The organism is Streptomyces sp. NPDC088354 (assembly GCF_044753585.1).
GTDB lineage: Bacteria > Actinomycetota > Actinomycetes > Streptomycetales > Streptomycetaceae > Actinacidiphila.
Genome location: NZ_JBIVNJ010000020.1, coordinates 86,612 through 101,221 on the forward strand (window position 1 = coordinate 86,612; position 14,610 = coordinate 101,221).

16 protein-coding genes and 1 pseudogene are annotated in these 14,610 nt (G+C 75.4%); 9 read left to right on the forward strand and 8 right to left on the reverse strand.

Annotated elements, in window-relative coordinates; genetic code table 11:
* The first annotated feature begins 221 nt into the window (after positions 1-221).
* Both ACIP98_RS26145 and ACIP98_RS26150 read left to right on the forward strand, forming a co-directional pair.
* Positions 222-752: a GNAT family N-acetyltransferase gene (locus ACIP98_RS26145; protein ID WP_319660719.1), complete on the forward strand. Its 531-nt coding sequence runs from the start codon at positions 222-224 to the stop codon at positions 750-752.
* Positions 753-805: 53 nt separating this feature from the next.
* Positions 806-1,606: an ATP-grasp domain-containing protein gene (locus ACIP98_RS26150; RefSeq protein ID WP_319660720.1), complete on the forward strand. Its 801-nt coding sequence runs from the start codon at positions 806-808 to the stop codon at positions 1,604-1,606.
* Positions 1,607-2,019: 413 nt separating this feature from the next.
* Here ACIP98_RS26150 and ACIP98_RS26155 read toward each other — a convergent pair whose 3' ends face one another.
* A complete protein-coding gene (locus tag ACIP98_RS26155; protein ID WP_319660722.1) occupies positions 2,020-2,538 on the reverse strand; it encodes a rhodanese-like domain-containing protein in 519 nt (172 codons plus the stop codon).
* 94 nt (positions 2,539-2,632) lie between these two features.
* Here ACIP98_RS26155 and ACIP98_RS26160 point away from each other — a divergent pair, with 94 nt between their 5' ends.
* Entirely contained in the window at positions 2,633-3,082 is a 450-nt protein-coding gene (locus ACIP98_RS26160) for an Lrp/AsnC family transcriptional regulator (RefSeq protein ID WP_319660723.1), read from the forward strand.
* Here the strand turns inward: ACIP98_RS26160 and ACIP98_RS26165 are convergent.
* Together ACIP98_RS26165 and ACIP98_RS26170 are read right to left on the reverse strand one after the other, a co-directional pair.
* Positions 3,047-6,049 (reverse strand): AAA family ATPase, encoded by a 3,003-nt coding sequence (locus ACIP98_RS26165; RefSeq protein WP_401978187.1) that lies wholly within the window; start codon positions 6,047-6,049, stop codon positions 3,047-3,049. The genes ACIP98_RS26160 and ACIP98_RS26165 overlap by 36 nt on opposite strands.
* Complete coding sequence (locus ACIP98_RS26170) at positions 6,049-7,209, reverse strand: exonuclease SbcCD subunit D (protein ID WP_401978189.1); 1,161 nt, start codon at positions 7,207-7,209, stop codon at positions 6,049-6,051. Before ACIP98_RS26170 ends, ACIP98_RS26165 begins: the two co-directional genes overlap by 1 nt.
* A gap of 203 nt (positions 7,210-7,412) precedes the next feature.
* Here ACIP98_RS26170 and ACIP98_RS26175 point away from each other — a divergent pair.
* From ACIP98_RS26175 to ACIP98_RS26190, 4 genes and pseudogenes are all read left to right on the forward strand, one after another.
* A pseudogene (locus tag ACIP98_RS26175) lies at positions 7,413-8,294 on the forward strand (serine/threonine-protein kinase); the annotation flags it as partial.
* 86 nt (positions 8,295-8,380) lie between these two features.
* Entirely contained in the window at positions 8,381-8,530 is a 150-nt protein-coding gene (locus tag ACIP98_RS26180; protein ID WP_401978191.1) for a hypothetical protein, read from the forward strand.
* A gap of 210 nt (positions 8,531-8,740) precedes the next feature.
* Positions 8,741-9,001 (forward strand): hypothetical protein, encoded by a 261-nt coding sequence (locus tag ACIP98_RS26185; RefSeq protein ID WP_319660727.1) that lies wholly within the window; start codon positions 8,741-8,743, stop codon positions 8,999-9,001.
* Positions 9,002-9,052: 51 nt separating this feature from the next.
* Entirely contained in the window at positions 9,053-9,649 is a 597-nt protein-coding gene (locus ACIP98_RS26190; protein ID WP_319660728.1) for a histidine phosphatase family protein, read from the forward strand.
* Between the two features lie 135 nt (positions 9,650-9,784).
* On the opposite strand, the gene ACIP98_RS26195 is transcribed toward ACIP98_RS26190, so the two are convergent.
* Complete coding sequence (locus tag ACIP98_RS26195) at positions 9,785-10,411, reverse strand: YigZ family protein (protein WP_319660729.1); 627 nt, start codon at positions 10,409-10,411, stop codon at positions 9,785-9,787.
* 88 nt (positions 10,412-10,499) lie between these two features.
* Here ACIP98_RS26195 and ACIP98_RS26200 point away from each other — a divergent pair, with 88 nt between their 5' ends.
* Both ACIP98_RS26200 and ACIP98_RS26205 read left to right on the forward strand, forming a co-directional pair.
* On the forward strand, positions 10,500-10,907 hold the full coding sequence (locus ACIP98_RS26200) for a CoA-binding protein (RefSeq protein ID WP_319660730.1): 408 nt from the start codon (positions 10,500-10,502) through the stop codon (positions 10,905-10,907).
* Positions 10,904-11,407, forward strand: coding sequence for a GNAT family N-acetyltransferase (locus ACIP98_RS26205; RefSeq protein WP_319660731.1), 504 nt, complete (start codon positions 10,904-10,906; stop codon positions 11,405-11,407). The genes ACIP98_RS26200 and ACIP98_RS26205 overlap by 4 nt, the downstream gene beginning before the upstream one ends.
* Here the strand turns inward: ACIP98_RS26205 and ACIP98_RS26210 are convergent.
* The 4 genes from ACIP98_RS26210 to ACIP98_RS26225 all read right to left on the reverse strand — a co-directional run bounded on the left by ACIP98_RS26210 (position 11,382) and on the right by ACIP98_RS26225 (position 14,567).
* Positions 11,382-12,200, reverse strand: coding sequence for a GNAT family N-acetyltransferase (locus ACIP98_RS26210; RefSeq protein ID WP_319660732.1), 819 nt, complete (start codon positions 12,198-12,200; stop codon positions 11,382-11,384). The genes ACIP98_RS26205 and ACIP98_RS26210 overlap by 26 nt on opposite strands.
* Positions 12,197-12,754: a YbaK/EbsC family protein gene (locus ACIP98_RS26215; RefSeq protein WP_319660733.1), complete on the reverse strand. Its 558-nt coding sequence runs from the start codon at positions 12,752-12,754 to the stop codon at positions 12,197-12,199. The genes ACIP98_RS26210 and ACIP98_RS26215 overlap by 4 nt, the downstream gene beginning before the upstream one ends.
* A gap of 102 nt (positions 12,755-12,856) precedes the next feature.
* Entirely contained in the window at positions 12,857-13,606 is a 750-nt protein-coding gene (locus ACIP98_RS26220) for an acyltransferase (RefSeq protein WP_319660734.1), read from the reverse strand.
* Positions 13,607-13,646: 40 nt separating this feature from the next.
* On the reverse strand, positions 13,647-14,567 hold the full coding sequence (locus ACIP98_RS26225) for a pseudouridine-5'-phosphate glycosidase (RefSeq protein ID WP_319660735.1): 921 nt from the start codon (positions 14,565-14,567) through the stop codon (positions 13,647-13,649).
* Positions 14,568-14,610: the final 43 nt, after the last annotated feature.

The following is a 14,610-nucleotide window of genomic DNA, read 5'->3' on the forward strand; positions in this document are numbered from 1 at the left end:
GTGTTGCTCGACTTCTGCGCGGATCCGCCGTGCCGTCGCGACGCGACCGCGGCGGCGGGGACGGACGCCGTCCGGGTACCCGGCGTCCGCAGGACCCGTGGGTTCCGCAGGACGTCCCGGCCGCCCGACCGGGGCGGCCGCAGAGCGCCTTCCGACCCGTGTCCACGCCGCCCGCGCCGCGTCCGCGGCACTGCCGGTCCCCGAAAGAACGGTGCCACCCGATGATCCCGCACGCCTGCCATGACGAGGGCCGCCTGGTGCTCACCCACGGCCGGATCGTCCTGCGCGAACAGCTCCCCCAGGAGGCGGCCCGGCTCGCCGACGGCAAACCGGCCGGCTTGTCGTGGATCGACGGCGGTCCCGGCGAGGGCACGATCATCGCCGCGGGGATGATCACCATCGCGGCGGCCGCGGGGGTCTACGCGCCCGGGTGGGGACTGTTCGTGATCCAGCGGTCCGAGGACGGCCTCGCCCTAGGCGGCATAGGGTTCCACGGCCCGCCGTCCGTCGACGACAGGGTCGTCGAGATCGGCTACGACCTCTCGGAGTCGGCGCGCGGCGCCGGCTGGGCCACCGACGCCGTCCGCGTCATCTCGCACTGGGCGCTCACCCGCGCCGAGGTGCGCACGGTGCTGGCCACCACCGACCCCGCGAACCGGCCGTCGCAACGGGTGCTGGAGCGCGCGGGCTTCGGGCGGGTCGCGGACCGCGACGCGCAGCGGGCTTACGAACTGCGGCTGCGCGCCGCCTGACCGGCCGGTAAACGGGTGTCGCCGGGCGCTTCCCCGGGGCATCATCGACGACCGTGAACACCTCGGCCCGTACGCTCTTCCTCTCGCCCCGCACCACGGCCACCGGCCGTGCGCTGGCGTCCGCCGCGCACCGGCGCGGCATCCCCGTGCACACCCTGCGGGAGTGGCGCGTGCCGGCCGAGCTGATGGACGTGCCCGGACCGTCCCTGTACGCCGGCCCGCTGTTCGCCGACGCGGTCGCGGGCGATCTGCGCCTGGCCCTGCTGGAGGCGGACGCCGACTGGCTCGCCCGCCTGCCCCAGGAACTGACACGGCGTCATATCGCCTTCGCCACTGTCGCGGAAGCGCGCCGCCTGCGTCGGCCGGCCTTCGTCAAGCCGCCCAACGACAAGAGCTTCCCGGCCCGGGTCCACCGGGACGGCAGCGGACTGCCGGGCCCGGACGCGGTGGACGACGACGTACCGGTGCTGGTCAGCGACATCGTCACCTTCGGCGCGGAGTACCGGCTCTTCCTGTGCGACGGGGAGGTGCTGACGGGCAGCCGGTACGCGACCGGCGGCGACCTGGACGTCGCGCCGTTGGACGCCGACCCCGCTCGGGACGAGGTCCTGGACTTCGCCGCACGCCTGTTCGCGCCCGGGGTGCCCGAACTGCCCTCCGCGATCGTCGTCGACGTCGGCTGCGTCGCGGGGAAATGGGCCGTGGTCGAGGCCAACGCGGCCTGGGCGAGCGGGCACTACGCCTGCGACGAGGACGCCGTGCTCGACGTGGTGCTGCGCGCCGCCGCCCCGGCGGCGGAGCCCGCACCGCCCGACGCACGCTTCCGGCGGCCCGTCGCCTCCGTCGTCCGCTGAAGGGCACGTCGGCAGCGGCGGGACGAGATTCCGGTCGCGGCTGCCGGGGTCGCGGCCTCCCGGCCGTGCGTGACGTGCGTGACGCGCCGCCGGACGCCTCACTCGGGCGGCGGATCCTGACCCGACTGGGCACGCTGCCTGCGACCCGCCGCATCCGCCGCCCCTGAACGCCGCACGCGCAGCCGCGGGCCGAGGCCCGGACCTCGGCCCGCGGCTGCTCCCGTCCGTGCCGCCCGGACCTGTCCGCCGGCTTCGACACCCGCCGCGTCCGCCGCACGATGGAACTCCCCGGCATGACAGGCCGGCCCCACCGCGCAGCACCCGGAACCGCCGTTCCCCCGACGGGCCGCCCGAACGGCCGCGCTCAGGCGTGGTCGGCACCCGCCACGTCCACCCGCCGCCGGAACGGCGGCTCAGCAGCCGCAGTCGCCCGCGGCGACGGGGGCCGTGAGCGGGTCGGCGGGGCGTCGCTCATCGCCCGCGGCCGTCTCGTAGGCGAAGCCCTCGCGGATCCAGTACTCCATGCCGCCGAGCATCTCCTTCACCTGGTAGCCGAGTTCGGCCAGCGCGAGCGCGGCACGCGTGGCGCCGTTGCAGCCGGGGCCCCAGCAGTGGACGACGACCGGGACCGCGGGGTCGAGGAGGGCGGGCGCCTCTCGGGGGATCCGGCCGGTCGGCAGGTGGACGGCGCCGGGAACGTGCCCCTGCTCCCACGCTTCGGTGGAGCGGGAGTCGATGAGCACGAAGCCCGGGTCTGCGCCGGTGGCGGCAGCGGCCAGCGCCGCGGCGACATCGGCGACGTCGGCGTGGAAGGCGAGGCTCGCGGCGAAGTACGCCGCGGCCTCGGAGGGCACGGCGGGCGGCACCCGCAGCACGGGGTTGTCGGTACCGGGGGCGACCGGGCTTCCGGGACGTGCGGAGGTCTGTGTCATGGTCAGGAATCTACGGTCGGGAGTCCCCACCCGGAAGGCACGTTCCCCGGCACCGCGCTTGTCCTGCCGGGGAATCCCCTGCTAGACACCGTCCATGACCGTGGAATCCCTTGACGCGACCGATTGGCGCATTCTGGACGCCCTGCAGCGCGACGGGCGGGCCAGTTACGCCGAGCTCGCCAGGGCGGTGGCCATGTCGGCCAGCGCCGTGACCGAGCGCGTACGCAGGCTGGAGGAGGCCGGGGTGATCACCGGCTACTCCGCGGTGATCGACCTCGACCGGATCGGCCGTCCGATCCTCGCCTTCGTACGGCTGCGCTACCCGCACGGCAACTACAAGCCGTTCCACGACCTGCTGGCCTCCACGCCCGAGGTGCTGGAGGCGCACCACGTCACGGGCGACGACTGCTTCGTCATGAAGGTCACCGCCCGCTCGATGCGTCACCTGGAGGAGGTCACCGGCCGTATCGGCGGGCTCGGTTCGGTGACGACGAGCGTCGTCTACTCCTCACCGCTCGCCCGCCGCGCGGTGGCGCAGGGATGAACCGCCCTGCCCCTTGACCACCTGGAGCTGCGCGGGGATGCGCTGCCGCAGGTCGGCGACGTGGCTGACGATGCCGACCGCGCGGTCCCGTTCGCGCAGCCCGTCGAGCACGTCCAGCACCTCGTCGAGGGTCTGCTCGTCGAGGCTGCCGAAGCCCTCGTCGATGAAGAGGGTGTCCAGCCGGGCCCCGCCCGCCTCGTCGGTCACGACGTCGGCGAGGCCGAGCGCCAGGGCGAGGGAGGCGAAGAAGGTCTCGCCGCCGGACAGGGTGGCCGTGTCGCGTTCGGTACCCGTCCAGGCGTCGACGGCCATCAGGCCGAGGCCCGACTTGACGCCCCGTGAGGCCCGCGCGTCGGTGTGGACGAGCGTGTACCGGCCGGAGGACATCCGTTGCAGGCGAACGCTCGCGGCGGCCGCCACCTGCTCCAGGCGGGCGGCGAGCACGTAGGTCTCCAACTCCATCCGCAGCGTGTTCTCGCCGGCGCCGGTGGCCAGGTCGGCCAGCCGGCGCAGCCGCGCGTACTCGGCGCGGGCAGGGGCCAGTTCGCGGGTACGGGTCAGCGCGGCGGCGCCGAGGCGGTCGAGGGCGGCGCAGGTGCTGCGGGCCGCGTCCTGACGGGCCGTGGCCCCGCGCAGCCTGTGTGTGGCGTCCTCGACGGCGCGCCGGGCGCCCTCGGGGTCGGCGGGCGGCAGCCCGGCCGCCTCCGCCACGTCCAGTGCGGTCAGTTCCGCGGTGACGGCGGCCTCCTCGCGGCGGCGCTCCTCCGCCCGCTGACGCAGCCGCTGCACCTCGGCCGACGGCAGCAGCGCCGCGGCGGCGGCCTCGGGAGTGTCGAACCCGGCGCGGTAGGCGGCGTCGGCGAGGTCGGCGTCGGCGTCCTTGAGCGCACGGGCGGTGTCCTGTTCGGCGCGGGCGGCCGCGGGCGCGGCCGCGATCCGCTCGGCCTGCTCCGCGAGCCGGTCGCGGCGTTCGGCGACGGTCGCGAATGCGCCGCGCGCGCGGGCCAGTTGCCCGGTGAGCGCACTGTGCTCCTGGTCCAGCACCTCGCGGCGGGAGGTGACGGAGGCGACCCGGCTCTCGGCCCCGTGTCGCAGCCGGGTGCGCCGGGTGTGCTCCGCGACGGCCCGGTCGAGGGCCTGCCGGGCCTCGGGCAGCGCGGCGGCCTCGGCGGACGCCTCGCGGCAGGCGCGCTCCAGTTCGGCGTGGGCGGCGGCCAGCTCGGCCTCGGGCGTCCGTCCCGCCTCGGTGGCGGCGGCGTCGCGGGCGGCGGTGACGCGGGCGACCTCTGCCTGGGCGCTCTCGCGGGCGTCGGCGGCCTCCTGGTGGGCGGTCTGGGCGGCCTCCTCCTCGGCGCGGCCGACCTGCCGGTCCGAGGGCCGGGCCGGGTGCGGGTGCTCGGTGGCGCCGCAGACCAGGCATCCCTCGCCGTCCCGGAGCCGGGCCGCCAGTTCGGCGGCGATGCCGTTGATGCGCGCCTCGCGGACGTCCTGCCAGTGCTCGCGGGCGTCGGCGGCGGCCTCCCGCGCAGCCCGCAGGCGCTCCTCGGCAGCGCCCAACTCCCTCTCATGGGCATCGCGTTCACGGGCGGCGCTCAGCCTGCGGCGGGAGGAGTCGAGAGTGCCCGCCAGCTCGGCGGCGCGGGTCGCGGCGGCCTGGGCGGTGTCGATACGGCGCTCGTGCCCGAGACGTACCCGCTCCCAGTCCTCCAGCCAGGCACCGGCGTCGGCGATCAGCTGCTCGTCGGCCCCGGTCTCGCGCTCCAGCCGGGCGCGTTCGGCGACGAGTTCGGCCGCGCGGTGCTCGGCGCGGCCGGCCTCGGTGAGGCCGCCGAGTTCCTCGCGCAGTCCGTTCCCGTACGCGGTGAGCTGGTCGGCACCGGCGCCGGTGAGCTCCGCGGGCAGGTCCGCGCGGGCGGCGCGCTCCTGCTCGGCCGCGCGACGGTGCCGGACGGCGGCGCGGTCCCGCAGTTCCAGCGCGGGCCCCACGGTCTCGGCCCGGCGGGCGGTCTCCAGCACCGCCTCCTCGCTGTCACGGACCTCGCTCTGTTCCTCGAGGGCGGCGGCGCGGCGCATGGCCGCCGCGTGCCGCCGCTGGAGCGTGTGCAGTTCGCGCACGTCCTCGGCCGCGCGCTGGGCCGCGGCATGCGCCGTCTCGGCCGCGGTGGTGGCCAGGTCGGAGACGGCGGCCTGCTCGTGGGCCGTCGCCCGCAGGACCGCCGCCCACTGCAGCACGTGCGGGGCGAAGTCGGGATGCCCGGCGCCCGCGCCCTCCGGCAGCCAGTCCTCCAGGCGTTCGGAGCCGTCGCCGGCGGCCTGCTGCATCCCGTGGGCGAGCCGCAGCAGCTCGTCGTCGCCTTCCCGCACCCGCGACTGGGCGGCGTTCCGCTGCGCCTTGAGCCATTCCTCGGCCGCCTTGAACCGCCGGGTGTCGAAGAGCTTCCCGAGCAGGGCGGCGCGGTCGGTGGCGGTGGCCCGCAGGAAGGTCGCGAACTCGCCCTGCGGCAAGAGCACGACCTGGCAGAACTGCTCGCGGCTCATGCCGATCAGCCGCAGCAGCTCCTCCCCCGCCTCCTGGTGGGACTTGCTGAGCGCGCGCCACTGTCCCGCCGACTGCTCGCGCAGCAGCGTGACGGCCTTCTCCATGGTGAAGCCGCTGCCGCGCTTCTTCGGGCGCGGCTGCTCGGGGCGCCGGGTGACCTCCAGCCGCCGGCCGCCGACGGTGAGGTCCAGGACGACCTCGGTCGGTGTGTCGGGACCGGCGTGGTCGCTGCGCAGCCGGTTGCCGGGCCGGCTGCCGGGAACGCCGCCGTACAGGGCGTAGCAGACGCCGTCCAGCACGGAGGTCTTGCCGGCGCCGGTCGCGCCGTGCAGCAGGAACAGCCCGGCCGAGGACAGCTCGTCGAAGTCGACGGTGTGGCTGCCGGCGAAGGGGCCGAAGGCGGTCAGGGTCAGGCGGTGCAGACGCATCAGTCGGTCTCCGCGCGGGCGGCGTCGGTGCGGACCGCGTCCAGGGCGTCGCGCAGGACGGCCCGTTCGGCGGTGTCGGGGGCGGTGCCGCGTACGTGGGCCACGAAGTCCTCGGCGATCTGGCGGTCGGTCCGGCCGCGCAGGCGCTCGGCGTACGAGGCGAGGGGGTCGTCGTCCACCCGCTCGGGCTCGAAGGCGAGCGCGAGGGCGTGCGGGAAGCGCTCGCGCAGGCGGGCCATCGCGTCGTGCGGCCGGTACGGGTCGGTCAGGGTGACCTCCACCCAGGCGTCCGTGTGGCGCTCGTGGGCGGGGTCGGCCAGCAGGTCCTCGATGCGGCCGCGGATCCGGGCCAGCCGCCGCGGCACGGGGCAGTCGATCCGGTCCGCGGTCACGGAGCCGTCGGCGCCGAGGTCCACCAGCCACATGCTCTTGCGGTGGTCGGCCTCGGAGAAGGAGTAGGCCAGCGGAGAGCCGGAGTAGCGCACCCGCTCGGTGATCGTCTGGGAGCCGTGCAGATGGCCGAGGGCGACGTAGTCGACGCCGTCGAAGACCCCCGCGGGCACGGCGGCGACACCGCCGACGGTGATGTCGCGTTCGCTGTCGCTGGGCGTGCCGCCCGCCACGAAGGCGTGCGCCAGGACCACCGAGCGGGTACCGGCGGGGCGGGCGGCGAGGTCGGCGCGCACGCGCTCCATGGCGGCCGACAGCACCTCGGTGTGCCCGGCGCGCTCCATCGCGAACTCCTCGCGCACCAGGGCGGGTTCGAGGTAAGGCAGCCCGTACAGCGCGACCGGTCCGTGCGCGTCGGCGAGGACGACGGGGGTGGCGCAGCCCGCCGGGTCGGTGCGCAGGTGGATGCCGGCGCGGTCGATGAGGCCGGACGCGACGCCGAGCCTGCGGCCCGAGTCGTGGTTGCCGGAGATCATCACCGTCGGCACGCCCAGGTCGGCGAGCCGGTGCAGGGTCCGGTCGAAGAGCTCGACGGCCGGCAGCGACGGCAGCGCCCGGTCGTACACGTCCCCCGCGACGAGGACGGCGTCGACGTCCTCCGCGCGCACGGTGGCCAACAGGTGGTCGACGAACGCCGCCTGGGCGTCCAGCAGTCCGACCCGGTGGAAGGACCGCCCCAGATGCCAGTCGGAGGTGTGCAGCAGCCTCACCGCGGTTCTCCCGCCCGCATGTTCCGCTCCTCCGGCTCTCGTCCCGCATCCTCCGCAGGAGAACCGGTGTCCCCACCCTTCCCATGCGCTTCGCCGATCAGGCTATCCGCCACCAGTGACAACGCGGCGCGGGAGTCCGAATCCGGGCAATACCGGTCACGACACCGCCACGGCCGTCGGTGGCGGCCCGTACCATGACCGCCATGACGGCGAGCGACTCCGGCAGACCCCCCGTCCCCCTGGTCGACGACCGCTTCGAACTGCTGGAACGGCTCGGCGGCGGTGGCATGGGCCTGGTGTGGCGGGCCCGGGACACCGCCCTGCACCGCGAGGTCGCGCTGAAGGAAGTCCGCCCGTCCGATCCGGACTTGGCCACCTCCGACCCCGAGGCGGCGGCGAAGCTGCGGGAGCGCGTGCTGCGCGAGGCCCGCGCGCTGGCCCGGGTGCACCACCCCAACGTCGTCACGATCCACCACATCGTGGACAGAACGGACCTCGCCCACCCGTGGCTGGTCATGGAACTGGTCACCGGGGGCACGTTCCAGGACCTGATCGCCCGGGGTCCGCTGGCGCCGCGGGAGGCGGCCCGCATCGGGCGCGGCGTCCTCGCCGGGCTGCGCGCCGCGCACGCGGTCGGGGTCCACCACCGCGACGTGAAACCCGCGAACGTGCTGCTGCGGCCCGACGGCACCCCGGTGCTCACGGACTTCGGCATCGCCACGCTCGGCGACGCCCCCCGGCTCACCACCACCGGCGGCCTGATCGGCTCTCCCGAGTACATCGCCCCCGAGCGGATCCGCGGCGAGGAGGGCAACCCCGCCTCCGACCTGTGGTCGCTCGGCATGATGCTGTACGTCGCGGTGGAGGGCGTCCATCCGCTGCGCCGTGAGACCAGCATCGCCACCCTCGTCGCGGTCCTCGACGAGCCCCTCCCGCCGGCGGCGCGTTCCGGGCCGCTCGCCCCGGTGCTCGCCGCGCTGCTCGTACGGGACGCGGCCGCGCGGCCCGGCGCCGGGCACCTCGACCGGATGCTCGCCGAGGCGGAGACCGGGACCGGGGCGGCGCCCGCCGGCTCGCCCGCGCCCCGCCCGACGACGCCCTGATCGAACTCGGTTCCGTCAACTGGGACGCCCTGCCCGTTCTGATGAAGCGGGCCGAGAAGGACTGCGGGGTGGCGCACCCCGAGAACCAGTATCTGATCGTCGAATCCGGTCTCATCGACCACGACCGCTACATGTCCCTGTACCGCGTGGACAGCCACCGCACCTGCTACGTCCGGGCCACGCTCCAGGGCAAGGTCACGCTGGTCATGAAGCCGTGACGCCGACCGGTCCGGGCCGCACCCGGCGCACCGAGCCGCTCCGCGACGCCCTGCCGGCCAGCCCGTGACCGGGGGAACACCGGCTCCGGGCCCGCGGGCCACCACGCCCCCGCGGAGAGGCGCGCGCACCGCGCCGCCCCGCGGGCCGCGAGTACCCTGCCCACGCCGGACGAACACCGAGGACTCCAAGGACACCAAGGAGAGAGCGTCATGACCGACTACCTTCCGACCGGACTCCGCACGCTGGCCGAGGCGGGCGACAGCGACGCGATCGACCAGCTCATCGAACTGGCCGCCGAGCAGGGCGACATGGACCTGCTCCGCACCTTCGCGGACGCCGGGAACAGCGACGCGGCCGACCTGGTCGTCGAACTCGCCACCGAGAACGAGGACCTGGAGGAACTCCGCCGCCTCGCCAACGCCGGCAACATCACCGCCGCCGAGCAGCTGAGCGAGCTCACCGCCGAGTGAGACCGGCGTCCATTGGTGGCGGCCGCCCCGCCGAACCGTCACCCTGCGGGCATGACCGTCTTCCATCCGGTGCAGCACGCCGAGAAGGAACGCCTCCCCGGGGACCCCGGGTTGACCGGGGCGGGACGCCTGCAGGCCGCCAGGACCGCCGACCGGCTGCACCACGCCGGTGTCCGCGCCCTCCTCAGCAGCCCCTTGCGCCGTGCACGCGAGACCGCCGCCGCCATCGCGGACCGGACCGGCCTGCCCGTCCAGGAGGACTCCCGGCTGCGCGAGCGGATCAACTGGGACTCCTCCCGGTCCGCGGAGGACTTCCTGAGCGACTGGGCGGCCACCGTGGAGGACCGGGATTTCCTGCCCGCCTGCGGTGACTCCTCCCGCGCCGCGGCGGAACGCCTGCGCGCCTGCCTGGTCGTCCTGGCCGGAACGCCGGGCCCGGTCGCGCTGGTGGCGCACGGCGGGGTCACCGTGGACCTGCTGCGCACGGTGATCGGTGACGCCGCGGTGCCGGCCGCCCTGATGCGCGACGGCCTCCCGTCCTGCGCGATCACCGCCCTGGACGGCCTGTCCGTCGTGGCCGTCGCCGCGACCGCGCACCTGACGGCGGGCCGGGCCCGGTCGTCACATTCCCTCCCCCAGCGGGGGTGAGGGGTGCCCCCACCCCGCGGCGCCCGGCACGGCAACTCTCCGCCTGGCGATGCGCCGCACCTGGGGGCACCCCAGCGGCAGCCGCCGACGCGGGGCCAGCCCTCCGGGCGGCCGGCGCCCATGTGACGACCGGGCCTAGACGTCCACGTAGGCGCTGCCCGAGACCTCCATGCCGGCCGAGCCCGCGGAGGCGTCGGCGAGCCAGCCGCGGAAGGAGTCCAGTTCCTCCTCGGGCACGCCGAGCTCGATGCGGACGTCGGCCGCGTAGGCCACCCCGCGCACCGCTCGGCCCGCGGCCCGCAGGTCGTTCTCGATGCGGCCGGCCCGCTGGTGGTCGACGACGACGGTGACAAGGGCGAGCTTCTGCCGCTCGACGGTGCCGAGCTCGTCCAGTGCCGCGGAGACCGCGCCGCCGTACGCCCGCACCAGTCCGCCCGCCCCGAGCTGGATCCCGCCGTAGTAGCGGGTGACGACGGCGACGACGTCCCGTATCTCGCGGCGCAGCAGGACCTGCAGCATGGGGGTGCCCGCGGTGCCGCCGGGCTCGCCGTCGTCGCCCGCCTTGTGCACCCGCCCCTCGGCGCCGATGACGTACGCGAAGCAGTTGTGGCTGGCGCCGGGATGCTCCCGGCGGACGCGGGCGATGAACTCCTGCGCCGCCGCCTCGCTGGACACCGGCGCCAGCGCGCACAGGAAGCGGGATCGCTTGATCTCGCTCTCGTGGACGCCCGCGCGCCCGATCGTCAGATACCGCTCCACCACCCCGCCACCCTACGGGAATGGCCGTGCGGCCCCTCTGGTTGACTGCTGCGGAGGGCTGGGAACGGCCTCAGGTCCGAGGGAGGACGACGTGCACGAAGACGACGCGGCGGTACGTGAGCTGCTGACCGGTCTCGGGGACACCTGGGCCGTGGTGGGCCTGTCCAGCAACACCTCGCGCGCCGCCTACGGCGTGGCCCGCGTGCTGCAGCGCTTCGGCAAGCGCGTGGTGCCGGTGCACCCGAAGGCCGAGACCGTGCACGGCGAGCAGGGCTATGCCTCGCTGGCGGACATCCCCTTCCCTGTCGACGTCGTGGACGTCTTCGTCAATTCCGACCTCGCCGGCGCGGTGGCGGACGAGGCCGTCGCGATCGGTGCCAAGGGCGTCTGGTTCCAGCTGGACGTGATCGACGAGGCGGCGTACGCCCGCACCAAGGACGCGGGCCTGGTCATGGTGATGGACCGCTGCCCGGCGATCGAGATCCCCCGTCTCGGATGACGGCGAACGCCGTCGTCCGCCCGGCCCGCCCCGAGGACGCCGCCGAGTTGGTGCGCCTGCGCCGGCTGATGTTCCTGGCCATGAGCGGCCGGGACGAACCGGGCGCGTGGGAGGCCGCGGCCGAGCAGCGGGCCCGGGAGCAGCTCGCCGGCGGTGCCGCGCGGGCGATGGGCGCGTTCGTGGTCGACGGCGACCCCGGCGGCGGGCCGCATCTGGCGGCGTGCGCGGTGGGGCGGATCGAGGAGCGGCTGCCCGCGCCCGCGCACCCCGAGGGGCGGTTCGGCTTCGTCTTCAGCGTCTGCACCGATCCCCGCTACCGGGGCCTGGGCCACGCGCGGGCGACCACGGGGGCGCTGCTCGCGTGGTTCGCCGAGCGCGGCGTCACGCGGGTCGACCTGCACGCGACGCCCGAGGCGGAGTCCCTGTACCGGAGCCTGGGCTTCGCCGAGCACTCCATACCGCTGTCGCTGGACCTCAGCCGGCCGGGGGCTCCGCGATGAGGGCCGTGCCCACCCGGCGGAAGCCGACGCGGGCGTAGATACGGGCCACGTCCTCGTCGCCCGCGGACAGGAACACCGTGCCCAGTCCCCGCGCCCGGGCGTGCCGGACGAGCGCCGAGGTCACGGCGAGCGCGAGGCCGCGGCGGCGGGCGCTGGGCAGCGTCCCGACGCCGACGATCTCGCACACCTCGCCGACCGGGTTGTACTGTCCCGCGCACAGCGCGGTCGTGCCGTCCACCGCCGCCGCGTGCACGGTCAGCCCGTCCCTGACCCGTGCCTCGGCCGCCGCGAGGGCGGCCGGGGCGGCGTGCAGCACCCGGGCGACGTCCAGTTCGGACGTCCCGGCCGGGCCGATCGCGGTGCCGGGGTGCGCGAAGGCCAGGTGGGGCACCGTGAGGGCGCTCGCGAACGCCGGGTCGCCGGGCGCCAGTACCCGGACGTCCACGCCGTCGACGGGCGCGGCGACGGCTCCGGCCGCCCCGGGGTCGAGCACCATCAGCGGGTGCGCGTGCACGAGCAGGCCCGAGGCCTCCGCCGCCTCGCGCAACGCGGGCGTCGTCTCCGCCACCCACTCGAAGCACTCGGGAACACCGAGCCGCCGCTGCCGCTCCCGCACCCGGTCCACGTCCGCGCGGCCGACCCGCCCGTCCGCGTCCCGTGTGGGGCGGGCGTAGTACGGCCAGCCGAGTCCCTCCCGGACGAAGAGCGTCAGCGGGCCGAAGTCCTCGGCGCGGGCGGCCGCCCGGGGCACCGCGTCGTAGTACCGCTCCAGGCGCGCCAGCAACTCGGTCACGCCGGGACGCCCAGTCCCTCGACGACCTGGACGCCGGGCAGCGCGGCCAGCGCCTTGCCCGGCAGGAGCAACTTGCCGCGGCGCCGGCCGCTGCCGATGATCACGTACGGCGTGTCCGTGACCGCCGCGTCGACCAGGAGCGGCCACGCGGCGGGGAGCCCGATCGGGGTGATGCCGCCGTACTCCATGCCGCTCTCGCCGACCGCGGTGTCCATGGGCGCGAACGAGGCCTTCCGCACACCGAGATGACGCCGGACGAAGCCGTTCACATCGGCCCGGGTGGTCGCGAGCACCACGCACGCGGCCAGGGTCACGTCCTGGCCCCGCTTGCCGGCGACGACCACGCAGTTGGCCGACTGGTCCATGCCGACGCCGTACGTCTCCGCGAAGACGGCCGTGTCCGCCTTCTCGGGGTCGGTGTCGACGAGCAGCACCTCCTCGGCCGGCACCTCCCCGTGCCAGGCGGTGAGGACCGCGGCGACGGGCTCCGGCAGGAGGTCGAGCCGTTCGAGGGCCGGAGAGACGTCGGTGAAGGTGCCGATGGGTGCGCGCATGTCCGGCACGCTAACAAACCCGCCCCGCCGGACGCGCCGCCGATCGGAGAACGGACAGCCGCGGGGGGACACCGCCCCCGCGCACGCCGTGCGGGGCGGCGGTCACCCCTCCGGTTCGAGCTCGACGAGCGCGGCCAGGGCGGCGAGTTGCTGGTGCGTCGCCCCCGCGGGCACCGGCATCGGCGCGGGGGTGCGCAGCGGGGGCTCCCAGCCGCGTTCGGGGTCCCAGCGCCGCACGACGCGCGCCGGTGCGCCCGCCACCACCGAGTGGTCGGGGACCTCGCCCCGGACGATCGCCCCCGCCGCGACCACCACGTTCCGCCCGATCCGGGCTCCGGGCAGGATCACCGCGCCCGCCCCCAGCCAGCTTCCGGAGCCGATCTCGACGGGCGCGGAACGCGGCCACTGCCGGCCGATGGGCTCGTGGGGATCGTCGTAGGAGTGGTTGTCACTGGTGACGTAGACGTACGGACCGCAGTAGACGTCGTTCCCGAACACCACCGGCCGCGAGGCGATGACATGGCTGCCGCGGCCGAGGACGACGCCGTCGCCCAGCCGGACGACCGGGTCGGGGCCGAGGTCGAGGCCGGGCATCATGCCCGCGGTGAGGGTGACCTGTTCACCGATGATGCAGTAGTCGCCGAGGTGGATCCAGCGCTCGCCGAAGATCGTGCCCTGGGGGAACGCCAGCCGGGTTCCGGTGCCGATGCGGCCGAAGCGCAGCGGCCCGGGACGGTCCGCGGTCACCGCTCCGGCGCCCTGGACCCAGCGCCAGCCGCGGTGCACCAGGCGGGAGGTGGCGCGCCGGCGCCAGGCCCCCAACGGGGAGAACAGGTTCTCGTTTTTCGGCACCCGCTCACGGTACCGAGGGCCGTGGTGCGCGGCCGGTCGATCAGGTGTGATGTGTGCCGCGTTCGGACCACGCGACGGCGAGCCGCGCGGCCAGGCGCACATTGCCGCGCACCGCGGCGAGGTTGGCCTCCAGGCTGGCCCCCGCGGTGCCCTCGACGAGCCGGCCGAGGAGGAACGGTGTGACGGCCTGGCCGGTCACGCCGTCGCGCTCGGCGGCGTCCAGCGCCTCGGCCAGGACGCGGTCGTGGAGTTCCGGGTCGAGCTGCTCCTCCTCCGGCACGGGGTTGGCGACGACGATCGCGGCGGGCGGCCCGCACAGGTCGTCCTGGGCGGCCATGACCGCCGCGACCTCCTCGGGCGTGCCCACCGTCCAGTCGACCGGCTGCCCGGAGCGGCTGAGGTAGAAGCCGGGGAATTCCCCGGTCCGGTAGCCCACGACGGTGACGCCGAGGGTCTCCAGCCGCTGCAGGGTGGCGGCGACGTCGAGGATCGACTTGACCCCGGCGCAGACCACGGTGATGCGGGTCTCGGCGAGCAGGCGCAGGTCGGCGGACTCGTCCTGCTCGTGGGTCCAGCCGCGGTGCACGCCGCCGAGTCCGCCGGTGGCGAAGAAGCGCAGTCCGGCACGGGCGGCCAGGAACGCGGTGGCCGAGACGGTGGTGGCCCCGTCGGCGCCGGTGGCCAGGGCGACGGGCAGATCACGGTGGCCGAGCTTGCGCATCCGCTCGTCGTGGGCGACGCGCTCCAGTTCCTTGTCGTCCAGGCCGACGCGCGGCACGCCGTCGAGGACCGCGATGGTCGCGGGCACGGCTCCGCCGTCCCGTACGGCGGCCTCCAGCTCCCGGGCGACCTCGAGGTTGCGGGGGCGGGGCAGGCCGTGGGAGATGATCGTCGACTCCAGGGCGACGACCGGGGCGCCCGACTCCAGCGCGGCGATCACATCATCGGAGAACTTCAGCACGCTGTAGGCGCTACCCTCCCCGCGATCACCGCAATCGCGGGGC